19 protein-coding genes are annotated in these 24,709 nt (G+C 61.1%); 12 read left to right on the forward strand and 7 right to left on the reverse strand.

The window, feature by feature from the left end:
- Positions 1–18 precede the first annotated feature (18 nt).
- Together KBB96_RS02415 and KBB96_RS02420 are read right to left on the reverse strand one after the other, a co-directional pair.
- Positions 19–2,529, reverse strand: coding sequence for a glycosyl hydrolase family 95 catalytic domain-containing protein (locus KBB96_RS02415; protein ID WP_211631891.1), 2,511 nt, complete (start codon positions 2,527–2,529; stop codon positions 19–21).
- A 272-nt stretch (positions 2,530–2,801) separates the two neighbouring features.
- Positions 2,802–3,086: a 4a-hydroxytetrahydrobiopterin dehydratase gene (locus KBB96_RS02420; protein ID WP_211631892.1), complete on the reverse strand. Its 285-nt coding sequence runs from the start codon at positions 3,084–3,086 to the stop codon at positions 2,802–2,804.
- A 130-nt stretch (positions 3,087–3,216) separates the two neighbouring features.
- Here KBB96_RS02420 and KBB96_RS02425 point away from each other — a divergent pair, with 130 nt between their 5' ends.
- The 4 genes from KBB96_RS02425 (at position 3,217) to KBB96_RS02440 (ending at position 7,684) form a co-directional block, all read left to right on the forward strand.
- Positions 3,217–3,648 (forward strand): hypothetical protein, encoded by a 432-nt coding sequence (locus tag KBB96_RS02425; protein ID WP_211631893.1) that lies wholly within the window; start codon positions 3,217–3,219, stop codon positions 3,646–3,648.
- Positions 3,649–3,733: 85 nt separating this feature from the next.
- A complete protein-coding gene (locus KBB96_RS02430; RefSeq protein ID WP_211631894.1) occupies positions 3,734–4,411 on the forward strand; it encodes a L,D-transpeptidase in 678 nt (225 codons plus the stop codon).
- A gap of 178 nt (positions 4,412–4,589) precedes the next feature.
- On the forward strand, positions 4,590–6,842 hold the full coding sequence (locus KBB96_RS02435; protein ID WP_211631896.1) for an NPCBM/NEW2 domain-containing protein: 2,253 nt from the start codon (positions 4,590–4,592) through the stop codon (positions 6,840–6,842).
- A gap of 77 nt (positions 6,843–6,919) precedes the next feature.
- The gene (locus tag KBB96_RS02440) at positions 6,920–7,684 is read left to right on the forward strand and encodes a hypothetical protein (protein ID WP_211631898.1); all 765 of its coding nucleotides are present in this window, start codon (positions 6,920–6,922) and stop codon (positions 7,682–7,684) included.
- 365 nt (positions 7,685–8,049) lie between these two features.
- Here the strand turns inward: KBB96_RS02440 and KBB96_RS02445 are convergent, their stop codons facing one another.
- Positions 8,050–10,395, reverse strand: a complete 2,346-nt coding sequence (locus KBB96_RS02445) for a beta-galactosidase (protein ID WP_211631900.1) — start codon at positions 10,393–10,395, stop codon at positions 8,050–8,052.
- A gap of 278 nt (positions 10,396–10,673) precedes the next feature.
- Positions 10,674–11,090 (reverse strand): hypothetical protein, encoded by a 417-nt coding sequence (locus KBB96_RS02450; protein WP_211631901.1) that lies wholly within the window; start codon positions 11,088–11,090, stop codon positions 10,674–10,676.
- Positions 11,091–11,324: 234 nt separating this feature from the next.
- Between KBB96_RS02450 and KBB96_RS02455 the strand changes: the two genes are divergently transcribed.
- Both KBB96_RS02455 and KBB96_RS02460 read left to right on the forward strand, forming a co-directional pair.
- Positions 11,325–11,951, forward strand: a complete 627-nt coding sequence (locus tag KBB96_RS02455) for a hypothetical protein (RefSeq protein ID WP_211631903.1) — start codon at positions 11,325–11,327, stop codon at positions 11,949–11,951.
- A gap of 253 nt (positions 11,952–12,204) precedes the next feature.
- Positions 12,205–13,470, forward strand: a complete 1,266-nt coding sequence (locus tag KBB96_RS02460; protein WP_211631905.1) for a substrate-binding domain-containing protein — start codon at positions 12,205–12,207, stop codon at positions 13,468–13,470.
- A 79-nt stretch (positions 13,471–13,549) separates the two neighbouring features.
- Here the strand turns inward: KBB96_RS02460 and KBB96_RS02465 are convergent, their stop codons facing one another.
- Both KBB96_RS02465 and KBB96_RS02470 read right to left on the reverse strand, forming a co-directional pair.
- A complete protein-coding gene (locus KBB96_RS02465; protein WP_211631907.1) occupies positions 13,550–14,893 on the reverse strand; it encodes an autotransporter outer membrane beta-barrel domain-containing protein in 1,344 nt (447 codons plus the stop codon).
- A 144-nt stretch (positions 14,894–15,037) separates the two neighbouring features.
- Positions 15,038–15,910: an AraC family transcriptional regulator gene (locus tag KBB96_RS02470; RefSeq protein ID WP_211631909.1), complete on the reverse strand. Its 873-nt coding sequence runs from the start codon at positions 15,908–15,910 to the stop codon at positions 15,038–15,040.
- Between the two features lie 178 nt (positions 15,911–16,088).
- Here KBB96_RS02470 and KBB96_RS02475 point away from each other — a divergent pair, with 178 nt between their 5' ends.
- The 4 genes from KBB96_RS02475 to KBB96_RS02490 are packed head-to-tail and all read left to right on the forward strand — an operon-like array spanning position 16,089 to position 20,715.
- Entirely contained in the window at positions 16,089–17,045 is a 957-nt protein-coding gene (locus KBB96_RS02475) for an aldo/keto reductase (RefSeq protein WP_211631911.1), read from the forward strand.
- 32 nt (positions 17,046–17,077) lie between these two features.
- Positions 17,078–18,571: a UxaA family hydrolase gene (locus KBB96_RS02480; protein ID WP_211631914.1), complete on the forward strand. Its 1,494-nt coding sequence runs from the start codon at positions 17,078–17,080 to the stop codon at positions 18,569–18,571.
- A gap of 24 nt (positions 18,572–18,595) precedes the next feature.
- Positions 18,596–19,699, forward strand: coding sequence for a mannitol dehydrogenase family protein (locus KBB96_RS02485; RefSeq protein ID WP_211631916.1), 1,104 nt, complete (start codon positions 18,596–18,598; stop codon positions 19,697–19,699).
- Positions 19,696–20,715, forward strand: a complete 1,020-nt coding sequence (locus KBB96_RS02490; protein ID WP_211631918.1) for a zinc-binding alcohol dehydrogenase family protein — start codon at positions 19,696–19,698, stop codon at positions 20,713–20,715. The genes KBB96_RS02485 and KBB96_RS02490 overlap by 4 nt, the downstream gene beginning before the upstream one ends.
- A gap of 7 nt (positions 20,716–20,722) precedes the next feature.
- On the opposite strand, the gene KBB96_RS02495 is transcribed toward KBB96_RS02490, so the two are convergent.
- The gene (locus tag KBB96_RS02495; protein ID WP_211631920.1) at positions 20,723–23,044 is read right to left on the reverse strand and encodes a hypothetical protein; all 2,322 of its coding nucleotides are present in this window, start codon (positions 23,042–23,044) and stop codon (positions 20,723–20,725) included.
- A gap of 119 nt (positions 23,045–23,163) precedes the next feature.
- On the opposite strand from KBB96_RS02495, the gene eda reads away from it, so the two are divergent.
- Positions 23,164–23,793, forward strand: coding sequence for a bifunctional 4-hydroxy-2-oxoglutarate aldolase/2-dehydro-3-deoxy-phosphogluconate aldolase (eda, locus tag KBB96_RS02500; protein ID WP_211631922.1), 630 nt, complete (start codon positions 23,164–23,166; stop codon positions 23,791–23,793).
- Positions 23,794–23,815: 22 nt separating this feature from the next.
- The gene (locus KBB96_RS02505; RefSeq protein WP_211631924.1) at positions 23,816–24,703 is read left to right on the forward strand and encodes an ROK family protein; all 888 of its coding nucleotides are present in this window, start codon (positions 23,816–23,818) and stop codon (positions 24,701–24,703) included.
- Positions 24,704–24,709 lie beyond the last annotated feature (6 nt).

A 24,709-nucleotide genomic window follows, 5' to 3' on the forward strand; every position in this document is an offset into this window, starting at 1 on the left:
CAAGGCGGGAGCCTCGCGCTACTTTTTGAACGCCACGGTGATCTTCACCGATCCAGCGGGTATGTTCACTTTCGCTCCGGTTCGTGCGACGCCTTGTGCAGTCACCGGTATCTCCTTGCCTCCGATGGTCATCTTCGAAACGCCCAGATCGTTCGGCAGCGCGACCACCAGTTCCCGCTTTGCAGTGGATGACAGGGTGACTTCGCAGGTGCCTGCGGCCAGATCCCATTTCAACTCATCCACGCCGATGTTTCCACGGGCGCGTGTTCCCCTCAGCGATCCCTTCGGCAGTGCCTTTGGAACCGCGGGAAGGAGCGTGAGGTCGCCGACGCGGGATTGAAGGAACATGCGGTTCACGATCTCCGGCGTCGCACCGTTTCCATCGTCGCAGAGGATGCGGGGACCCCCGAAGTGTGCGGCGACCATGTTGGAATAAATCGAGCGGCGCTTTGCCATTTCTTCGATGCGTGAAAAGGCCAGATCGCCCATTCCAAGGCCGACCGCCGCCAATCCGGTGTGCATGTAGCCGTGGGTGGCGTCTTCCTGGCTGGCATTGACGCGGTTGTTCAGTGCGACCTTTGCGGCTTCGAAGAGTTTCGGATCGCGGTCCCGGCTGAACTGCTGGCTCTCGAAGGCTCCGTAGAGATGCATCAGGTGGCGATGATTGTTTTTTTCACCCTGCTTCGGGTTCGACCATTCCTTGAGCTGGCCCTGGTCATTGATGAGCAGGGGCGGCAGTTTCGCGAGCAGTGCCTTCCATCGCACAACCCCTTCGCTTTCGATGCCGAGCAACTCGCAGCCTTCGATGAGATTGGTCAGCAGCTCGTGGGTGATCTCGATGTCCTGGCTGGTGTTGTCTCCCCAGCCGTTCTCAGCGGAGTAGGATGGACGGAAGGTGCGGCGGCCGTCGTTGTCTTCCGTGCCTTTGAGGAAGTCTTCCCAGAACAACGCGCAATCCTTCATGAAGGGAATGGCGGTGCTGCGCAGGAACTCGCGGTCTCCGGTGTAGAGGAAGTGGTCGTAGTACCAATGCGCCATCCAGCTTGTGCCGGGAGTCCACAGATTGCCCGGCCAGCCCTTGTCCCAATGCAGGGCGAGGCCATTGTTGGACGAGCGGCTGCCGATCAGGATGCCGCGGCAGTTGTAGAGGGACTTCGCATTGCGGCGGAGGTCCGGCATGTAGCTGTCCCAGAGGTGGTAGTAGCCGGTCATGCACTCGGCTAGATTCGCGCTGTAGGCGAGTTCCGTGTCGAGTTGGAGATTGGTGTCCGTGGTGTAGTCGCCGGACCATGCCGGCTTCCACGTCCCGGTCCAGATACCGAAGAGATTCGGCGGTGTTTCCGGTCCGGCGGCGCACATGAAGACATAGCGGCCCGCGTCATACATCCGCTCCAGCAGGGCGGGGGAAAGGCGCTTTTCCTGTTGGGCTTTGTCCAGCAGCAGTTCGGAAGGTAGTCCGCGTTCCCCGGCTGTGCCGCCGAGGTCGATGGAGGCCCGGTTGAACAGCGCGCTCCATGCCGCCGTGTGAGGCTTGAAAAGGGTGGAGTAGTCCGTCGGCATCGATTGCAGATCCGCTTTCAGAGCGGTCATCCACTCCGGGTTGTAGGCTTTGCCGGGGATTTGGACCGTGCTTCTTGCGACCTTCCGTTCGGGGCCCGTGAAATCCGGGTTCTTCGGATCATTCGGCCATGCCTGGCTCTCAGGCAGTGGCGTGCGCCATGGCAGGATGCGGACGAGCAGAGTCACCGAGTCCGCGCCGGTGATGGTCACGGAGCTGCCATTGCTGGTGCGCTTGCCGCCCTCGCTGATCACGCGGATCGCGCCCTCATAGCCACCCTTGCCTTTCACATACACGTTGTGACAGGTGATCCAATCCGTTGAGTGCTCGACCGTGGATTCGATGAGCGGGCTGTTCACCTTCTGCATCCGGACCGTCAATGAGACTTTGCCTTTCGGGCCGGTGGTCGTGGTGACGAGGGTATTGTCGGTCCTCGACACGAACATGCGGCGCTCGAAGGCCCCGTCGTCATTCTTCCACTGCACCCAGGTTTCCCCGGCGGAAAAATCCTCCACCCGGGCGAAATCCTTCACCTCTCCCGGCTGTGCTTGTCCGATGTCCACGAAGAATCCCGGATGAAATGCATCCGTCCATACGAGTTCGCCGCCCCAGCCCCCCTCGCGCGCTTTTTCGAGAAAGAATTTCTGTCCCTCTCCATAACCCTTTTCACCGATGATCCGGCGCATCTCGGAGAGGATGTCACCTCCGTTGGGGAGCACTTCCCGCGAGCCGACAGGTAGCCACAGCTTCGAGTGGTTCACCAGCAGGGTGTCTTTTTCCGGATGACCGTAGAGCATGGCACCCATGGTGCCGTTTCCGGCAGCCAGGCCATCCTCCCATCTCTTCGCGGGCTGGATCATCACCGTGCCGTGGCGAGGCATGAGTGCGGTGGGATTTTGTGACGGCGCGATTTCGCCAGCAAAGCTGGAAAGGAAGGATGCCAGCAACGTAGCGACGAGTGGAAGTTTCATTTGAGGATTGAAATCGTCATGTAGTGATTCGTTTGGAACGATTGGAATTTCCGATTGAAGTCTGAAATACACTTATAAAAAGGCATTATTTCATATTTTTGAGAATTTTGACGAATTTTGCTAGATGTTTAGATGGATAAAAATCGTTATTGATCGGGGCAAGAGGGCTCTGTATCCAGCCATCTCGTTCCCCGGAGGCTCGGAGGCACGAAAAAACCCGCCGCCGTTTCCGGCTGCGGGCTGTTCGAAAGCGTCGGATGATCCGAAGGATCTCAGTCCACGAGATTGTCGATGCGCTGGGCGAGCTCGATGTCCAGATCGGTGATGCCACCGGCATCGTGGGTGGTCAGCTTCAGCGAAACCTTGGTGTAGCGGATCACGATGTCCGGGTGGTGCTGCGCTTCCTCGGCGATCTCGGCGAGATCGTTGACGAAGTCGATGGCGTCCATGAATTCCTCGAACTCGACGGTGCGGGTGATCGCGTTTTTCTCGTGCTCCCACTCGGGGCACTTTTTGAGGGCGACGGAAAGGTCCTCGTCTTCGAGCAGGTCTGACATCAGGGGAAAGGGGTTGGTTTCGGCGGCGACATTGGCGCTGCCCGTTTCGCCTTGGCAAGACGTTTTCCGGCGGCGGGGAAAACGATTTCGGTACGTTGCAAGCTGCGCTTTCCCGCGCTAGGAGTTAGGGATGAAAACGCTGCTTGCCGTTCTCGCTCCGGTGGTGCTCACGGTGTCTTGCGCCAATGTCACGCCACAGGGCCGGATCGAACGCCATCCCGGACTGTACGCCACCCTGAGCGCCAGGGACAAACAGCTCGTCCAGACGGGCACGATCGCCCGCGGGATGAGCGCGGACGCGGTCTGGCTGGCGTGGGGCGAACCTTCCTCGAAGTTCTACGGAGCCAAGGGACCGCGGCCGTCCGAGCGGTGGATCTACACCTCTTCCGAGCCGGTCTACACCACCAATTTCTTCGGCGGACTCGGCTATGGTTCCTATGGCCCCTACCGCTACCGCAGCTATGGCTACGGATTCGGCCCGGAGGTCAGCTACGTGCCTCGCACCAGTGCCACCGTCGAGTTCGTGAACCAGAAAGTGGAGTCCTGGGAGCGCAAGCGCTGAGGCGGGCGGAACAAAGGTGGAAATCCCTAACCAACCCCGGCTTGCAATCGCTCCGGGACGCGCCAAACTGCGGGGGATCGAAACCATGAAAGCACTCCGCATGCTCGCGCTGGCGGGCCTCGCCTCGTCGATGGCCCTCTTCACCTCCTGTTCGACCACCACTGGTGGCAGCGGCCTGGCCGCCTATCACGCCTACGACCGTCCGACGAAGCTCCCGAAGAACCCGTCCGCCGTGAGGGTCAAGGTTTCGCTCAGCAAGCAGGTGGCGTACGTGATGGAGGGCAATGATCCGCTGCTGGTGATGCCGGTGTCCGTGGGAGCGCCCGGCACCTCCACTCCGTCCGGTTCCTTCACCATCTACAACAAGGAGCAGTTCCATCGCGCGAATACCCACGGCTATGCCTACAGCGGCAACCAGGTGAAGCAGACGTTCCTGGCGAAGAAACCCGCCGGCTGGTCCTTCAAAGGCACGCCGATGCCCTACTGGTGCGAATTCAAGGCCAACTACGGCTTCCACACCGGCTGGCTGAAGCACCATCCCTGCACTCATGGCTGCATCCGCATGCATGAGAACCTCGCGCCGAAATTCTTCCGCCTCGTGAAGGTCGGCACGCCGGTGAATATCTCTTACTCGCAGCCGGAGGACTCCACCCTCGGCAATATTTCCCTGCCGCCGGATTCCGGCCCGCTGCCGGACTATGCGGGGTCGATGTACACCGGTGACGGCTACTTCAGCCAGCACAAGAAGCCGGTCTACAACTGAGGCTTTTCCCGGAAACCAGGAACACCTGCCGTTTCCACCAAATCAACGAACGGGCCCGGCGGTCTGACCGCTTTTCCCGGCCCGCGTCCGGATTTTCCGGGCGCGGGCTTTTTTTATTCGGATCGTTCCGCCGGAATTGAATCGCGGGACGGTTTCAGCACGTAATCCCCATGTTTCCATGATTCGTTCCATTGCACTCTTCACCAGCCTCAGCACCCTGTCATCCATCGCCGCCGTTCCAGTGACGGATGATGACATGGTCATGGCCACCCAGTCGTATGGCGAACTCCGCCGTGATGCCAGTGTGGATGGCAAGCCGCTCGTGCTTGCCGGAAAAACCTATTCCTCCGGTCTCGGCAGCCATGCCACCTCGGAGATTCCCGTCAGCGTGCCTGAGGGAACGTCGCGCTTCACCGGTGCGGTCGGAGTGGACGATGCGGCGGGAGTGGGGAAAGGTTCGGTGAAGTTCCGCATCCTGTCCGGCAATGCCGTGCTGTGGGAGTCTCCGCGGATGAAGGCGGGCGATGCTCCGGCGGCGTTCGATATTCCGGTTTCCTCCGCCTTGCACAGAAAGCTCTATCTGCAGGCGGACGATCTCGAGGACCGTGATTTCGATCACGCCGATTGGGTGGATCTGGCGTGGGTGACTGGCGAGGGGATTGCGGCGAAAAAGGCGGAGGTGCTCGATGGCGCGGCGTTCGGGCTGAAGCCCGGCGTGCAGGATGACCAGACGGCCGCCATGCGAAAGGCGGTGCAGGCCTTGCGCGAGGCTCCCGGTTCCACGCTGAAGCTGGCGAAAGGCGAATACCACTTCCACGCCACTGGTGCGCTCCAGCGCCATTTTCACATCTCGAACCACGAGCAGCCGGAGTGGCATCCCGTCAGCATCCCCTTGGTCGATCTTCAAGGTGCCACGCTCGATGGCCAGGGCTCCACCTTCATTTTCCACGGCGATCTCCAGCCGATGCTCATCCAGGACAGCGTGAAGGTGACCGTGAAGGGGATCGGTATCGACTACTCGATTCCGCATCATTCACAGGGCGTCATCACCAAGGTCGAGGGCGATGCCTATGAACTGGATGTGGACCAGAAAAAGTTCCCGCACGAGATCCGAAGCGGCTGGTTCTTCTTCACCGGCGAGGGATGGGGCAGGGCCGACGCGGGCATCGGCATCATTTTTGATGGCAAGACCCGCAACATCGTCGCGGGCACCAGCGACTACACCTACAAGGGTCCGTTGACGGAACTGTCTCCCGGCCACTACCGGATCGCGAAGAACATCGGCAAGGATGGCATCAAGGCCGGTGACGTCATCACCTTCCGCCAGAACATCTGGGTCAGCCGTCCGCATCCGGCGGTAACGCTCTACCGTGCGAAGGACACCACGCTCGATCATGTGGCCATCCATTCCTCCCAGGGCATGGGCGTGCTCGCCCAGCGCAGCGAGAACATCCGTCTCACCGGTGGCGGCGTGTTTCCACGGAAGGAAACCGGCCGCTACTTCAGCACCAATGCGGATGCCACCCACTTCTCGAACTGCAAGGGCGAGGTGATCGCGGAAAACGGTCTCTACGAGGGCATGATGGATGATGCGATCAACGTTCACGCCACCTGCCTGCGCATCGAGGAGAAGGTGGATGCCCGCACGCTGCGCTGCAAATTCATCCACAACCAGGCGTTCGGTTTCGAAACCTTCCTACCGGGCGAAACGCTCCAGTTCATCCAAGCGAAGTGGCTGACACCCCGCGACCCGCGCAAGGTGGTCTCGGTCCGTCGCACCGGTGAGGACAGCCTCATCATCACGCTCGACTCGGACGTTCCTGCCGATCTCGGCAAGGGTGATGCGGTGGAGAATGTGGATTGGTTCCCGGCTGTCGTTTTCCGCGGTAATCTCGTTCACAAGAACCGCGCGCGTGGCTCGCTTTTCACCACGCCGAAGCCGGTGTTGGTGGAAAACAACCGCTTCGAGGACATCGCCGGTTCCGCCATCCTGCTCGCGGGTGATGCCAACGGTTGGTATGAGAGTGGCGCCTGCCACGACGTGGTGATCCGGAAGAATATCTTCAAGGACAACCTCACCTCCCGCTTCCAGTTCACCGAGGGACTGATCTCGTGCTATCCGGAACTGCCGGACCTCAAGGGACAGACGGAGTACTATCACCGCAACGTGAAGATCGAGGACAACACTTTCGAAACCTTCGACGTGCCGCTTCTTTTCGCGATTTCCACCCAAGGCATCACCTTCCGTGGCAACAAGGTCGCCTACAACGACAAGTTCCCGTCATGGAAGAAGGCTCCCTTCATCCTCAACCGCTGCGACCAAGTGGACATCTCGAACAACACCGTCACCCGCGGGGGCAAGCCGGTGAAGTGGTCCGCTACCGATGTGAAGACGAATCTGTGTCCACCCGATGCGGTGAAGGTGAAGTAAGCCAACCAACAGTGGAGCTGCCTTTGGGAAAAGGTTCTTCGCTTTGAATAAATGCCGGAGCGATCCGTCTCAGTTCCATGAAACCGATGGGACGGATCGTTTTGGCAATGGTGGCGCTTTCCTCCTTCTCCTTGGCCGTTCCGGAGGAGGGATGTCTGCTCGCCCTGCCGAGCCTCACCACCCGCGGCCAGAAAGTCTATCAGTCGGTTCGGATTACGGAAAAGCGCCCGGATGGCGTGACTGTCATGCATCAGGAAGGGGTGGCCCGTATTCCGTATGAGATGTTGCCGCACGATGTGGCGGTGGCTCTCGGTGGATTCGACCGCGAAAATGCGATGGCATTCCGCGCCGAGGACCGGAAAGCGCAGGCGGCATGGGAGGCGCAGACCTCCCGCGAACTCCAGGTGCTTGCGGAAAATCGCCGCATCGCCTGGCTGGCGCAGCAACGTCTGGCTGCGGAGAACGCGGCGGCCCGGGTCGCCGTCCTGCCCCGTCCCAACCCGCTTCATGAACCGGCGCGTCCACTGGGAGGCGGGTCCTACTCGGTGGCGACCTCTTCGGGCTCGGACACTTATTCTTCCGCGCCGCCGGTGGTGATCGAGGTGCCGGTGACGACCTCTTCCTATTGCCCGCCTCGGCCCTGTCCTCCGGAACCCTGTGGCACGGACAATCGTCCGCCACGTCCGCCGTACAACCCTTGCGGCACGGGCAATCCACCGCCGCGTCCTCCGTACAACCCTTGCGGCACGGGCAATCCACCGCCGCGTCCTCCGGTCCATCCTCCTTGCGGCACGGAGGGGCCCCGCAATCCGATGCCCAGTCCGACTGCGATGAAACGTTGATGCCAGCGCCCGTGTGGTGGCATTCCGCCAATCCAATGGGCGGTTTTTGTGACCACGAATCGGTTGCAAAGCCCTGTATCCGGGCTTGGTTGTTGGACCATGAATACGTCTGAACCAACAGGGAAACAGCGATTCCGGATCTCGGGGGATTTCCCCTATGCCTTCGATCAACTCATTCCGAAAGGCACGAGAATTTCCCACGAGGGTGGTTCCACCACCCTTGCCCGGGATTCGATACTCACTCTGAAATCCCCGCTGGGTGGCGGGCGATTTGAGATCGAGCTTCAGGAGCGCAGTTGAACGCGGCTCCATCATGACCGCCGGGAGGGTGCTGACGCGCCCGCCCGGTTTTTTTCGTGTGGCGCTTACTTCACCAGCGCGTCGCCGACATAGATCCGGTAGTCCTTGATGCGTCCGCCTTCATTTCCGGAGCCTTGGCGCGGCGTGTAGCGGAAGCCGCCGATGGTGGCGGAGGCGCCCAGATCGATGACAAGCCGGTGGGGCTGGGAGGGTTGAGAGTCCTTCCACTGGGTGTGCCAGAAGTTGGCGGACTGGCCGTCGATGGCGTTGGTGGCGGAGCCATCCTCGGCTTTCTTTTCCTCACTGTCCGCGTAGGCGATCGTCCACGTCTGGTGCGAAACCGAATTGCCCGCAGGATCGAGAAGGTCCAGTTCGGCGATGGCCGCGAACTGCTTTCCATCGTGAGCATTTTCGCTCTCGATGCAGAATTGCCTGCCGGTGGCCGGGGCGGCGAGCTTCACCTGCTGGGCGTCTCCACCGGGCGCGAAGCTACCGGAATGCACCGGCGTCACGCCATCGAGTGCGAGCTTGCCATAGGCGGTGGCCTGATTGGCGAAATCGAGTTCGGGGCGGAGCTGGTCGAGGATGGGTTTTTCCAATCCGGAGATCACCGGCTTGGATGGGCCGAGCAGATCGAGGATCACGATCTCGTTGCCTTCCTTCTTGAGCCACGCTCCGGGCAGGAAGGCGGTTTGGGTCGGTCCGATGTTCCAGAAGCGGGACAGGCAGTGGCCGTTCACCCAGATCACTCCTTTGCCCCAGGTCGAGAGATCCAGGAAAGTATCAGCGGGCTTTGCCACGGGGAATGTGGCTTTCCAGAACGACGGGCCTTCCTCCGGACCCTGCTTCCATTTCAGGCTGGCGAGCTGTTTGTCATCCTGCCGCAGCGGGAAGACCTTCCATGAGCCGGGCAGGGGCATGGTGTTGCCATTGGCCTCGGCGAGCATCACGCCATCCTGAAGGCCCTTCCGGTCGTGAACTTCCTTGCCGAAGTTCACGTGCCCCATCGCCTCGACCAGAATATCGAGACGCCCGGCTTTTTCGCGGGCCGGGAGCTTCACCGAGTAACTGCGGGTGCGGCGGTCCATGAAGCCGACCTTCTTCCCATCGATGAACACCCAGGCGAAGTCGTGCACCTGCCCGGCCTTCAATGTGATGGCCGGTCCGGCTGGCAACTCGGTCCGGTAGAGGATGCTGCCGTGACCCTGGTCGTAGTTTTCCATCGGCTTCACGTCGCAGTCCGCGATGGCTTCCGGCAGGTTGTCGAAGACCGGCGCGGTCTGCGTGAAGGTGATTTCGGGAAGCGAGGTCACGGGCAGCGGAGCGGGGGGCTCGGGAAGTTTTTCGCCCTCGCCGAGGTAGCGGCCCATCAACTCGCGGGTGCGGTTGAACTTGTCGCCGGTCCAGCCTGCTTCGCTGATCGGTGCATCGTAGTCATAGCTGTTCGTGTCCGGTTTGAACGGGCGGTCGGTGCCGGGCCACATGCCCGGCGTGGTGCCGCCGTGGGCCATATAGAGGCTGAAGGATGCCTTCGCCTTCAGCATGCTTTCCAGTTCCTTGATGTAGCGGTCGGTCTCGCCCTTGTGATGCGGGCTGCCCCAGGTATCGAACCAACCGGGATAGTACTCGCCGCACATCAGCGGTCCCTTCGGTTGGATTTCGCGGAGCTTCTTGAAGGCTCCCTCGGGATCGCGGCCGAAGTTCACCACGTTGAAGAGATCCGCTCGCGCGCCATTGCGGAGATCGCCGGCGGGATTGCAGGCGAAGAACGGGATGTCGAAGCCCGCGGTGGTGAGCGTCTTTTTCAGATCACCGATGTACTCCGCGTCCTTGCCGTAGGAGCCGTATTCATTCTCCACCTGGGCCATCAAGATCGGTCCGCCCTTGGTGATCTGGAGCGGGCCGAGCACGCGGCCGACCTCCTGATACCAACTGGTCGCCGCCTTCATGAAGTCCGCGTCACGGGTGCGGAGCTGGATCTTGTCATTTTTCAGCAGCCACCACGGCAGGCCGCCCCCATCCCATTCCGCACAGACATACGGACCGGGCCGGAGCACCACCCACAGGCCTTCCTCCTGGGCAATGCGGCAGAATTCCGCGGCGTCCGCCTGTCCCTCCCAGTTGTATGTGCCCGGTTCCCATTCGTGATAGTTCCAGAACAGGTAGGCGCACACGGCGTTCATCCCCATCGCCTTCAGGAGTTGCAGACGGTGCCGCCAGTATTCCTTCGGCACGCGGGCGAAGTGCATCTCACCGGTGCGAATCACGAACGGCTTGCCATCCAGAAGGAAAGCCTCGTCACCGATGGAGAACGTGTGTTTCGCCGCAACAGGCGCGGCCTGGATGGTGGAGGTGAACATGCCGGCCGCAAGGACAGCGGGCATCAATCGTTTGAAGAGGGTTGTCGACATGGGAATGCGATCGAAATGGGTATCGGACCGACGACCGATCCGACTGGAGTTTTACACCATGGAAGGACTCCGCCACGGAACAGAACAAGGTGGCATCGGACAAAGAAACAGCCCCGAGTAAAGAACCCGGGGCTGCGAAATCGAGCGGAAAAACCGTTCTCCGCGGCTATCCCAAGAGGGGCTTGTATGATCTCGTCACGTCGATTCCCACCGCCTCCGGGCTATCTATATCCAGTGAGGGTATCGATGGGGCCGTTGGCGCAAATCTCCACAACGGCTTATTTCTTTTCGTCGTCTTTCTTCGCCGGATCGACTCCCAGCGAGAGCGTCTGTGATCCGTTCTTGTAGATTTGGACCGGAGTTCCCTCCTTGCACAGGACACGCCCGTTGAAGGTGAGGTTGCGGTAATCGCTGCGGTTTCCGGTCTTCACCTCGACCTGCAGGCCGATGCTGTAGTTCACCTGGATGGCATTCTCGGTTTCGACGGTGTTGTACTGGACGCTGAGAATGGTGCCATCCCCGATGATGCATTCGGAATTGAAGGTGGGTCCGATGCCGGTGATGGAGAGATTGATGTCCCGGTTCTCCCCGACATTGCCGGTGAGATTGATGGAGCGGTTGTGATCGAAGGCGCTGTCATTCCCTCCTTGCGACCCACCATTATGAGGCCGGAGCGGGCGGACGCTGGGAGGCACAGGTAGTTGCTGAACGGGTTGTCCAGGTTGCCCGGGGGGCTGAACGATCTGGGGTGCCGGATCGGCGGAAGCCACTGGCAGGATCAGAAGGCAGCACAGGGAAATGAAGGATGCTTTCATGGCGGAGATCAGACGTGATCACCCGGCACGATATTCATGAAGTTCATCGGCGCTCCTTCGTCCTTTGATCCTGCTGGCGCTTCCCACCGGGCTCTCTAGGCTGTCGCTCGTCCCATGAAGACCGTCATCGTCTGTTTCACCACCCGCAACCGCGGTCTGCCCCACTTGGAGAGGCTGGAGCGCAGCAATCCGGGGAAGGAGATCATGGTGATGTACGGACGCGATGCAAAACCCGGTTTGGATCTCTATCGGGCGTGGAGCAACAGCGACATGCTGATCCGCGACTGGTGGCTGGAGACAGGACAGACCATGGAATTCGACCGGGCCGTCATGCTCGAGTGGGACGTGGTGTGTGATGCGGATGTGGACGGGGTGTTTCCTGCCGAGGCTGACTTGGTTGCCAAGGAGGTGGTCTATCCCGGCCAGCCCTGGACCTGGTGGCGCTACCGTTGGAAGCTGTCCTCCCGCTTCCGCAAGGTTCGCTGCGGGATCATCCCACTGGCCGTGATAGCTGTCAGTCGCCGCTGTCTTGAGGCGGTTTTCTCAGATTCCGAGGTTCTGAAACTGTATGAGAAGTATATCTTCTCCGAACTGCGGTTTCCCACGGCCGCCCGGGCCTGTGGGTTCGAACCCACGCCCTGTCCCGCCCTCGAGCATGTCTTTTGGGACAAGACGGACGGGGATGGTTCGCTACCGGGCATCTGGCATCCGGTGAAAAGCCCGGTTCCAGCGGTTTCTTGACCGCGTGGGGGCATTGGCAGGCAACTCCAGGTGGAAAAGAGAGAGCCGTATCCCTTGATTCATGGGGGTTTGAGAGAATGTTGGGGAATTTCTGGTGACAAGGCGGCGAATTTTGGTTCAATCCGCCCGTTCTTTTTTGACCCGGTCAGGTCCCTCTTTTTGTCCCCGTGTTTGCAGGCAGACGTTCTTTCCTGCCGCTCTATCAGGTCCGTCCTCTCATTGCGGTGCCTGAAACCAAGGAACCTGACTTATTATGTACCTCCATAACTCCTCCATTTCCACCTCTCCGCTCGTCCAGGACGCGGGTGCCGCAGGGTCCCATACCCGCAGTGGCCGCCGTCCGGTGATGTTGGTCGCGCTCGGCATCCATGATCCCGCCCTGCTGGACGGCATCACGGACTGGGCCCGCGGCAACGAGTGGGATGTCGATCTCTCTTGTGTCCGCCACGGGCAACTGCCGCCTCCATCCGGATTCGATGGCGTGCTGGCCACCGTGAACAACCAGAAGGTGGCCAACTGGCTTTCCCGTCTGGAGTGTCCGGTGGTGCGGATGCTGGATGCTTCCTTTCCGAAGCTCGCCCGCGCCACGGCCTCCTTCCCCATCGTGAACTATGATGCCGAAGGAGCGGGCCGTCTGGGTGCCGAGCATCTCTTGACCGTGGGTCGCCCGACCTTCGTTTTCTGCCGGCTTTCCTCCGGAGCGGATTCTCTCGCGACCAAGCGCGGCTTCGTCCGGGCGATCCGTGAGTCCGGACGTGAACCGGTGGTGCTCGATTTCATGAAGGACCATCCGGAGCTTTCCCGGAACCACGCCACCCCGCGCGACCTGTGCCGCGAGTGGATGATCTCGAAGCTCCAGGCGCTGCCGATGCCGGTGGCGATCATGGCGGACGACGATCGCTGCGCCTTGGATCTCGTGGCCGCGGCACGCAGCATCGGACTGAGCGTGCCGGGGGATCTCGCGATTCTCGGCAGCCAGAACCAACGCCATCTTCTCAGCGTCTCTCCGGTGGAGATTTCGTCGGTGGATGTGAATCTCCGTGAAGTGGGGCGTGCCGCCGCAGGCTTGTTGGCGGATCTTGTGGGCGTAAGCCGGAAGAAGCCGTCCCGCCCGCTGCTGGTGGCACCGGTGCAGGTGGATGCACGCGCTTCCACCTCGCTTTACATCGGGCCGCATCGCGGTGTGCGCCGCGCGATGAGCTTCATCCGCGAGAATTTCGCCGAGCCGCTCACCGTGGCGGATGTGGCGAAGCAGGCCGGACTCACTCCGCGCGGCCTCCAGAAGGCGCTGCTGCAGGAAGCCGGGCTCACGCTGGTGAAGGAGATCACCCGCCTGCGTCTGGAAGCCGCCATGCGGCTGCTCGGCGAGACCACCTGCAATCTCAATGAGATCGCGGAACGCACCGGCCTAGGCGATGCGAAGAATCTTTGCCGCCTCTTCCAGCGCTACCACGGCGTGACCCCGCGCAAGTGGCGCGATGGCAAGCGCCAGAGCCTCGAAAGCATGGCTGCGTCCTGAGAGCGTTCCCGGATTTTATTCCATGGCAACCGCGGCCGCGTTGGAAACAACGCGGCCGTTTCCTTCTCCAGTGGAAGGCTCAAAGTGTCCTCGATGCTGCGAGCCGGATGAACATCCGCCCGTTTACGGCGCTCGCCTTTGGAATGGCGACGCTGACGTAATCCACCGTCGTGCGGACCACCGTGACGGGACCGGATCCGGAAATGTTATCCGGAATGATGATGTCGTTCCACTGGCTGAGATCCGTGCTCCACTGGGTCTTCAGGATGGTCGGATGGAGGGAATTGTACTTGGCATCGTCCGTCCGGACGAAGTGGAAGATGAAGTTGTCGGCGTCCGTCGTGAGAGTGGGAGCGGAATTTCCGGAGCGAGCCAAAGGATTCCCACCAAGAATGAATTCCATGAGATTCGAAAAACCGTCGTGATCCGGATCCTGATCGAGGGCCAGATTGGCGAGGGTCAGGCCTTTTCCGTAAGCCCAATACCAGTAGCTGTCGTCGGGGCGCATGACGGTAACCTGCCTGCCGTTCGCACCGCCGTGATATTCCACGATATAGGTCAATTGCGCACCCAGCATACCGCTGACGGTGCCGGTGTATTCCGCAATAACCACCGGGGTGGCGGAAACCGCCGATTCACTGATATTGAGAGTTGCGAACCGACCGGTGGAGTCGCTGAAGGCGAGGTTGCCATTCACCATGAGCTTGTTGTTCCCGGTGGCGGTTAGTTGACCTGTGATCGTGGTATTTCCCAGGGTCGAGGTCGGGGAAGGTCTTCCAGTGCTCAAGGTTCCAATGCCGTCCACGCCGGGGTAGATGTTGCCGGCGATATTTACGGCGCGGTTGATGCTACCGGTGCCGGATAGGGTGCCAGCCATACCCACGGTTACGGCCACACCGTTGGGGAGGGTGCCCAGCACATTGAGGGTGCCTTGGTTGACGGTGAGGGATCCGCTGTAACTACCGGTGGTCAATGTGAGGGGATGGGATCCGTTTTTCATCAATGCCGCATTGGCTCCACTGGCGCTGAGGACGCCGCCGAGAGTGATCGGACCGCTGGCGGCATCGATGATGCTGGCGCCGCTGATGCTCAAAGGAAGGCTGATCGTCTGCAGGCTCGCACTGTTGTTCGTGACGTTTCCGGTGAGGCTCAATCCGTTTCCGGTGATGACGAAGGGACCGGCTCCCGCATTGAACTGCAGTCCGCCTGAGACGGCACCTGCGCTGAAAAGGTCATTGGAGGAGGCAAGCTGCGAGGTGCCTCCGAATTGGATTAGGGTCGAGGCTGTGGGAAGCGTGTTGGCGTCCCAGTTCGCCGCGGTGGACCATTTGCCGTCGGCTCCTTCGCCATCCCAGGCATTCCCTGCACCCGCCGGGCAGGAAAGGAGTCCGGGCATTCCCAAGATCAGGACGAGTCGCAGCATGGAGGAGGGAACCATGGAATGATCATCTCCGGGTTTGCCCATGAAACAACCTCGGAGATGTGTCGGTTCCGGCCGTGGAGACGCAAAAGCCGGGCCGATCGGCCCGGCTTTTGATGAGGTGGATTCCTTCCAGCCCCTGGTCTTTCACTTCACCTTCACCTCGCGGCGGTTGGCGAAGTCGGACGGGCTGACGCCCAACGTGCGCTTGAAGACGCGGGAGAAATGGAACGGGTCCATGCCGAGGTCGCTGGCCACCTCACGGACGATGCGGCGGCCGCTGTCCAGCAAATCGGCGGCGTGGGTCATCTTGCGATGCAGCAGGTAGCGGTAGGGGGACTCGCGGGCGTGACGGGCGAAGAGGCGGGCAAGATACGCGGGGTCCACATGGCAGGCCGTGGCCACTTCCTCGGCGGTATTGAGCGTGAAATAGTGCGCGTCGATGTAGTCCCGGCAGCGCAGGTAGGTCTGGTAGGATTGGGTTTGACCAGGAGCGGCAATGCGGTGATCGGTCAGTTCCAGCAGCAGGCTTTCCAACTGCAGCACGGCGATCCGAGTCTGGTTCGTGCTGGGGGTGCTGCCGGCATCGATCAGGCGGGAAAGAGCGGATTCGATGCGTGCCGGATCTCCGGCCTCAAGGATGGCTCCCGGGGCAATGCCGCACGATTCCAGCAACGCCAATGCGCCGTGTCCCGAGAAGTCGATGAAGTACTTTGAAAGCGGCCGCTTGCGCTCCGTGGTGATGAGGTGGGAGCAACCGGGGCCGTAGGTGAAGGCGATGCCGCGGCGCAGCTCATGTTTGTTTCCACCGGTGGTGACCTCGCCATAGCCGTCTGCCACGAACTCGAGGCAGCAGTATGGGAAATCCTCACGGGACACACGGTAGTCCGGCGCGCATTGCTCCCACCCGCCACAGACCACCGCGAGGGGCGCGTCCGGATGGGGATTCAAGTCCAGATAGAACCGGCGCGCCTCCGTCACCTGGGTGGAGACGAATGATGGGGTTTCGGGATTGGTCATAGTAACATGCAGTGTGATGAGATGGTCAAAAATCGTCATCCATGTGTCAGAAAGTGCTATGGCGGAAATCAAGGGTCTCCGCTAATTTCAAACCATCTTTCCACCACGGGAGTCGATTGGCTCCTGTCTTATTGAGTCTTAAAGAGCCATGGAATATCGTCAGTTGGGTCAAACGGGCATGGAAGTCTCCGTTCTTGGGTTTGGAGCTTCCTCTTTGGGGTCGGTTTTTCGTGAGGTCAGTGTGGAGGATTGCGTCTCCACTGTCCATGCGGCGCTCGCGGGAGGGATCAATTTTATCGATGTCTCGCCCTCCTATGGCCAGTCCTTGGCGGAGGTCCGGCTGGGTCGGGCGTTGGAAGGGGTCCCCCGGGGGGACTACTATCTGGCGACCAAGATTGGCAGCTACAGCGAGGCGCGGGGGGACTACGATTTTTCGCGGGCGAGCACGGAACGCAGCGTGGAGCACAGCATGATCCGGCTGGGGGTGGATCACATCGACCTTATCCAATGCCATGACATCGAGTTCGCCGATCACGACCAGATCGTCAACGAAACGCTTCCGACGCTGCTTGATCTGAAGGAACAGGGGCTGGTCCGCCACATCGGCATCACCGGTCTGCCGCTGGGAATTTTCCGGTCGATTCTGGACCGGGTGCCGGACGGCTTGGTCGAAACCATCCTGTCCTTCTGCCACTACGAACTGAACGATACCTCGCTCGGCGACCTGTTGCCATACTTCAAGGAACGTGGTGTGGGTGTCATCAATGCTTCTCCCACGGGCATGGGATTGCTGACCCGCCGCGGGGCGCCGTCCTGGCATCCCTCCACGCCGGAAATCCAGGCGGGATGCCGCAAAGCGGTGGAGCATTGCGATTCGAAGGGGGTGGATATTGTGAAACTCGCCGTCCAATTCTGCTGCATCAATCCGGACATCGCGTCCACGCTGGTGGGTACGGCGAGTCCGAAAAATATCCGCGACAACATCGCCTACGCGGAGGAACCGATCGACGAACCACTGCTCGCCGAGGTCATGGAGATTCTGGAGCCGATCCGGAATTTCACCTTCACCCGCGGACTGCCACAGCATCGCGATCCGGCGGAGGTATTGCGTCCGCTGCTGGCGGCGCGTGCGTAAGGTGCGGATGATGTCTATCGTGTGATCCAACGATGAAGCGTCTCGTCCAGATCCATCCCGAAGACAATGTGGCTGTCGCACCGGAGGCCGTTTCCGCTGGAACGGCGGAGGGTGCGCTGGTGTTGGAAGACATCCCGGCCGGGCACAAGGCCGCGTTGTGCGATCTCGCTGCAGGCGAGCGAGTGATCAAGTACGGCTTTCCCATCGGCGTGACCACCGAGGCGGTGAAGGCCGGAGCACATGTGCATTCCCACAATCTCAAGACGGGCCTTGGTGAAGATACCGAATTGTCATGGCGGCCGGTTCCTGCCGATGCCTCTCCTGTCGCGGGAGATGTTCCCGTCTTCATGGGCTTCCGCCGTTCCGATGGTCGCGCCGCGACACGCAATGAGATCTGGATCATCAATACGGTGGCCTGCGTGAACGTGCCGAGCCAGCGCATTGCGGAAACCGCCGCCCGCGAACTGGTGGTGCCGGGTGGTGCGATCGATGGCATCCACGCGTTCACTCATCCGTATGGTTGCTCCCAGCTCGGCGATGACCTCGGCCATACGCGTAAGATCCTGTCAGGCCTCGTTCGTCATCCCAATGCGGCGGCAGTGCTGATTCTCGGCCTGGGTTGTGAGAACAACACGCTGAAGGGTTTTCTGCAGGAGGTTGGCGCGCTCGATCCCACGCGTGTTCGTTTCTTCAATGCCCAGGAAGTGCTCGATGAAGTCGAGGCCGGCGTGGAGGCCGTGCGCGAGCTCGCGGCGGTGGTGGCCACGGCGAAACGCGAGCCGATCCCCGCGTCCGAACTGGTGCTGGGGATGAAGTGCGGCGGCAGCGATGGCTTCAGCGGCATCACTGCGAATCCCCTGGTCGGGCGTGTCGCCGACCGTCTTACCGGCTGGGGCGGCACCGCCATCCTGACCGAGGTGCCGGAGATGTTCGGCGCTGAGGCTCCTTTGTTCTCCCGTTGTGACAGCGGAGAAACGTTCGATCAGGCGGTGGCGATGGTGAATGGGTTCAAGGACTACTTCCGCCGCCACGACGAACCCATCTACGAGAATCCATCTCCCGGCAACAAGGAGGGCGGCATCACCACGCTGGAGGAGAAATCTCTGGGATGCATCCAGAAGGGTGGCCGCGCTCCGGTGAAGCAGGTGATCGGCTATGGTGAACCCGCCCGTCAGGGGCTCGGCGGTCTCTGTCTCGTACAGGCTCCCGGCAATGATGGTGTTTCCGCCACCGCGCTCGCGGCTTCCGGCGCGCATTGCATTCTCTTTACGACGGGCCGGGGTACGCCACTTGGCGTACCAGTGCCCACCTTGAAGATCGCGTCCAATCACGCGCTGGCCGCACGCAAGCCCGGGTGGATCGATTTCGATGCCGGCCAGCTTCTCGATCCGGATGTGGATCCCGAAGTGGTCACGTCCGGACTGATGGCTGTGATCCTCGATGTGGCGAGTGGTCGGCGCCTGGCACGCAATGAGGTCAACGGCTTCCGCGAGATCACGATCTGGAAGCAAGGAGTAACGCTTTGAAATCACATGCCGTCCTTTTTCTGAATGTCACTGCCTGAGACCATCCTCCAATTCGGTGCTGGAAATTTCCTCCGGGCCTTTGCCGATTTCTTCATCGCCGGGGCGAATCGTGGATCGAATCCGCCAGGCAAAATCGTGGTCGTGCAATCCACTGGCATCGAACGTGCGGAGGCGCTCAACCGTGCGGGCGGCCGTTATCATGTGGCGGTGCGCGGAGTGCTGGATGGTGCGGTGGTCGATGAAACCGTGGAGGTGGATTCGATTTCACGCGCGCTGCATGCAGGCACGCAGTGGGACGAGGTGCTGGCCTTCGCGGTGACGCCGGAATTGAAATGGATTTTCTCCAACACCACCGAGGCGGGGTTTGTGCTGGATGACACCGATGTGGCGAATGGCCCCGCTGCGCCGGTGTCGTTTCCGGCCAAGCTGCTAGCTGTTCTCCTTGCCCGTTATGAGGCAGGCCGACCCGGGGTCACCGTGCTGCCGTGTGAGTTGATTGAGAACAATGCGGCGCGTCTTTTGGGACTGGTGCGTGCCCAGGCCACGCGCTGGTCCGTGGATCACCGCGCATGGGTGTGGATCTCCGAAGAATGCCGCTGGCTGAACAATCTGGTGGATCGCATCGTGCCCGGCGCTCCCGCGGAGCATCCCTTGCTGGAGAGTGATCCCTTGTTGCTCGCGGCGGAGCCGTTCGCTTTTTGGGCGATCGAAGATCCACAAGGCTGTGGTTTCGATCATCCGGCGATCACCGCGTGCGATGACATCTCTTCCTATTACCTGCGGAAGGTGCGCATCCTGAATGGCGCCCATAGCGCGCTGGTATGCCGTGCCCTGCCGATGGGCATCGAAACCGTGCGCGAAGCTGTCGAGCATTCCGAGGTCGGTCCCTGGTTGGAGAGGCTGCTGTTCACCGAGATCGTCCCGGCGCTCGAAGGGCGTTGCGAAGATCCGGAAGGTTTCGCGCGCGCCACCTTGGACCGCTTCCGCAATCCCTTCTTCGATCACCGCCTCTCGGCCATCGCTCTCAATCATGAGGCGAAGATCGCCGTGCGCCTCGTTCCCACGTTCACCGAATATCGCGAACGCTTCGGCTGCGAACCTGAAATCCTCACCACTATCCTCCCATGAAGACGCTCGTCCTCCGCGAACCCGGCCAGATTGCTCTCGATGTTTCCACCGAACCCGCCGCGCCAGCTCCCGGCGAAGCCCTTGTGAAAGTGCATCGCGTCGGCGTCTGCGGCACCGACATCCATGCCTTCCGTGGCAAGCAGCCTTTCTTCAGCTATCCACGCGTGCTCGGCCACGAGCTCGGGGTGGAAGTGTTGGCCGTGGGTGAAGGTGTGGCAAACGTGAAGCCCGGCTACCGTTGTTCGGTCGAGCCCTACATCAACTGCGACACCTGCGTGGCCTGCCGGAAAGGAAAAGGAAACTGCTGCACGCGCATCCAGGTGATCGGAGTGCATGCGGATGGCGGCATGCGTGAGCGCATCATCCTGCCTGCACGGAAGCTGCATCCTTCCGCCAAGCTTTCCTACGATCAGCTCGCGCTCGTTGAGACGCTCGGCATCGGCGCGCATGCGGTGCAGCGGTCCGGTCTTCAGAAGGATGAGTTCGCTCTGGTCATTGGCGCAGGCCCCATCGGCTTGGCCGCGATGCAGTTCGCCGTGGAAGCCGGTGCGAAAACCATCGTTCTGGACATCAATGAAGCCCGTCTGGAGTTCTGCCAAAAGCAGCTCGGCGTCCAGCACGCGATCAATGGCCGCACGGAGGATGTTCTCGAACGTCTCATGGAAATCACCAACGGTGACTTGCCGGATGTGGTCTTCGATGCCACCGGCAACGCCGCCTCAATGATGAAGTCCTTCGAATACCCGGCTCACGGCGGGCGGCTGGTGTTCATCGGCCTCTTCGTGGGTGAGGTGACGTTCGATGATCCGAATTTCCATCGTCGCGAACTGACATTGCTCGCGAGCCGGAATGCGAATCCGGAAGATTTCGGCCGCATCATCGGGCTCATCGAAAGCGGCCGCATCAATACGCTGCCATGGATCACCCATCGCGCCACTGTCGAGGAAGTGCCGGGCTTGTTCGAGTCCTGGACCAAGCCCGAGACCGGCGTCCTGAAGGCGATGATCGGATTCTAAGTCCGTCTTATTTTCCGAACCGGAATACCAGCGTGGTGCGCGGCGCGACCTTAGCTGCGGTGCCCGGCTTGAGATCCTTGCGACCGGTGACCAGTTCGGTCGCATCGCCGGAGTCTTCGGGGACTCTCACGTCGAAGGTCTTGTCCTTCGACATGTTCATCGCCACGAAGTACGGACCGTAACGCATCTGGTAGAAGTCGCCGCGTCCCGCGTGGATGTTCTCCTCGCCGGCCTTGAACGGGATGCCATCCGGGATCCTGGCAATCGGCAGCTTCTCGCCGGTATGGGCGGATTGGACCGTGTCCGGATAGCGGTGCCCGCCGTTGGCGAAGCCGAAGTCGGTCCAGTTCGGACGTGTATATTCCATGCCGCTCTGCGTGTACGCGGTTTCCTGCCGGACCACTGCCACGCGATCGTATTCGGGTGTCAGGTAGTGCACGCGGGCGAGAAAGTTCACCGCATGACGCGCGCGCCAGTAAAGGGAGGCATAGAAGATCTCGTTGCCGCGCTTGATGGCCACCACGCCATCCTCTTCATCGCTGAAGACGTAGTCCGGCTCGCTCCACGTCAGCGGCAGGCGGGATTTTGAGGCGGGCTGGGATTTGATCAGTTCGTATTCCTCGGGAACCCGCAGTAGTCCCGCCGTGATGCGGAATCCCTTGCCTTCCACCTGCTCCGCGATGGAATGGAAATACTGGTTGTCCGCGAACATCTGCTGGCAGTAGCCGATCAGCGCCGGATCGAGCGTCAGGGAGGCAGCTTCCAATGGCGAGCCATCCCATGACGGGCGCTGGGCATAGGCCACATCTCCGGGCGAATGCGTGTCCCGCCAGCCGACCGCTGTTTCCTGAACCATGGCGCGATGGCCCCCTTCATCGAGCATCGGATAGCGGAAGGGCGCGCGGGCGCGGGCGATGCGGATGAGCTGCGCCTTGATGTCGGGGTCCCCCGGCTTGCCCCAGGCGGGAGCGGTGCCTTCATAGATCTGGCAGACCCAATCGATCACCTCGCCGTAGTTGCCCACGAATCCAAGTTCGCGGGTCAGTCCCTTGCGGGTGAGCTGGAGGTAGTCATTGCCGAGCGGCAGCGTGGGCTTGCCATTCACCTCGCTGCCCAGCCACGGATCGAGCCCGATGGATTCGCGCAGGTAACGCAGCGCCTGCTTCTCGGGCAACGCCTTCTCCGGACTCAGCACGGCGATGCCACGGTTGGCGAGGTAGATGCCATAGAGATCGTTGATCATCGATTGGTTCGTGTACTGCCGCCGGTGTTCGCGGTGCCAGTCGCGGCAGTGGAGAAGCATGTCCGTGTAGGCCTCACGGCGAGGGATGGAGCCACCGCTTCCGTCATCGATGGTTTCGCCCAGCGTGGGCTTGAGCTGCTCCGCCAGCAGGGAGATCACCTGGCCCGCCGGGCCGTAGCCGAACCAATCGGGATTGTAGGTGGAGGGTTCCGCCTCCGCCAGTTTCGGGTCCTTCTTGTAGGCGCGGTAGAGGTTGTCGAGGGATCGCTGGACCTGTGTGATGGCCTCGGGCTTTCCCGCCGCTGCGGTCCATTGGATGAAATAGGACTTGGCCAGAAACAGGGTCTGCATCTGATTCGGCATCCGGTCCGGCTTCAGCAGATTGACGAGCTCGTAGTTCACCCGTTGCTTGACCTTCCCGATGACTTCTTCGCCCGGCTCCTTGCGCAGCGGAGCATCCTTCGGATATACGCCCTGTTTTTCGTCCGCGGGCGGGGTGAAGCAGCCATCCGTATGGGTGTGGATCGCGTAGATGCCGCGGGTAGCTTCCGTCATCGGCTTCTGGTATTCCTCGAAGGATCTGCCGTAGTTCCAGATGGAGCCGTTGCTCTGGATGGTCACTTCCACCGATTGGCGGCCTTTGGTAAGATCCATGGGCAGTGGCAGGGTCTTGTAGCAGAAGCGCCCGTTGTAGGTCGGTGCATCGGTGCCGACATCCAGGCAATCGTAGTCGCCGAGGTGGCGGTAGCCGACCTGCTTTCCATCCACCTCCAGCATGAGCAGGTTGTGGTTCACGTCCGAGCCCCAGAAGCGGACGGTGACATAGTTCTGTAGCGTGGCATCCACCTTCAGCGTGCAGGACAGCTTGCCTCCGAACCACGCGGGGCTCTCCAGTGGCAGCAACCGCCGGGCGGGTAGATCGAGGCCACCCGTGAAAGTTTCGGCATGGTCGGATTTGAAGCTGTGAGCCGCTTCGGACGCGGGCGAACCGAGGGCGACGGTGTCGAGTGTCTCTGCGGACAATCCGCCTGCGGCGGACAAAAGGACGGCAATTACAAGATGGGGACTGGAGAAGAAGGTGGCCATGGAGCGTTTCAGATGATCCCTTAACGAGCCGCCATGGCAAATTCCGTCATCCAGCGACTTGTACTTTTGTTCAGTGGCGCGGTGTGATTCATTCGGTCAAATTTCGACACGCTCTATTCATGATCGACCGCATTCTCGCCAAACGCATCGTCCCGGTGATCGTCCTCGATGATCCCGCCTCAGCCGAACCTCTGGCCGAAGCCCTGCTCGCGGGCGGCCTTGATATCATGGAGGTTACTTTCCGCACCGCGGCTGCGGAAGAGTCCATTCGCAGGATCTCCGCGCGTTTTCCGGAGATTCTGGTGGGAGCGGGAACCTTGCTGGAAATCGAGCAGGTGAAGCGCGCGAAGGACGCTGGTGCCCAATTCGGCCTGGCTCCGGGATTGAATCCGAAAATCGTGGAGGTGGCCCGGGCGGAAGGAATCCAATTTTCGCCAGGTGTGATGACGCCGAGCGAAGTCGAGCAAGCCATGGCGCTCGGCTGCAAACTGCTGAAATTTTTTCCGGCGGAGACGGCTGGTGGGGTGGGCATGCTGAAGAATCTCGCGGGTCCTTACGGCCATACCGGCGTGAAAGTCATCCCGACCGGCGGCATCACCTCGGCCAATCTGGCCAGCTACCTGAAACTGCCGGTGGTGGCCGCGATCGGTGGCTCGTGGTTCGTGGACAAGGCGCTCATCGCGGCGGGCGATTGGAAGGAAATCACGCGTCTGACCAAGGAGGCGCTTGCCGCGGCGGCCCAGGCTTGATCGGTTGGTGTCATCCAATCCGATGACAGAATCGCAGGTAAAACCGGTGGCGGGAATCGAACTGGGCGGCACCAAGACGGTGGTCGCCTGGGGGCTCCCCGATGGCACGATCTACGAGGAACATCGTTTTCCCACCACGCAGCCGGATGAGACTTTCACCACCGCTATCGAATGGCTGCGTGAACGCGGCGTACCCGCAGGCATCGGCCTTGCGGCATTCGGTCCGGTGCGGGTGAATCCCATGGCGTCTGATTTCGGCTCGATGCTGGCCACGCCGAAGGAAGGTTGGCGCGGCTTTTCCATCACAGGTGCGCTGGAGAAAGCCTTCCCCGGCGTGCCGCTGGTGCTCGATACGGATGTGAATGTGGCCCTTTGGGGGGAGACGGTATTGGGGGCGGCGAAGGGTGCGACGGATGCAGCCTACATCACCATCGGCACTGGCATCGGTGCGGGGATTCTTTCAGGAGGAAGGCTGGTGCATGGCACGCTTCATCCGGAGTTCGGACATCTCAAGGTCGTGCGTGCGCCCGGTGATGCGTTCGAAGGCGTGTGTCCGTTCCATGGCGATTGCCTGGAGGGATTGGCGAGTGGGCCGGCCATCGCCGCACGCTGGGGGAAGGCTGCAGTGGATTTGCCACCGGATCATCCGGCATGGGACATGGAGGCGTGGTATCTCGCTCACGGCATTCTCGCGCTGCTGGCCATCGTTTCGCCCTCGAAGGTGATCGTCGGTGGCGGAGTCTCGCAGTGTCCGGTGCTGCACGCGACGATCGCGGCGACGTTGAAGGAAGCGGCCGCCGGATATTTCGGCGAGGGCGACTTCAGCGACCTTGTTGTTCCGCCACAGCTCGGACAGGAGGCGGGGATTCGCGGGGCATTGCTGCTGGCCGGGTCTCGCGGCGATTCTTGAAAGAAG

Source organism: Luteolibacter ambystomatis (assembly GCF_018137965.1).
Classification (GTDB): Bacteria; Verrucomicrobiota; Verrucomicrobiia; order Verrucomicrobiales; family Akkermansiaceae; genus Luteolibacter; species Luteolibacter ambystomatis.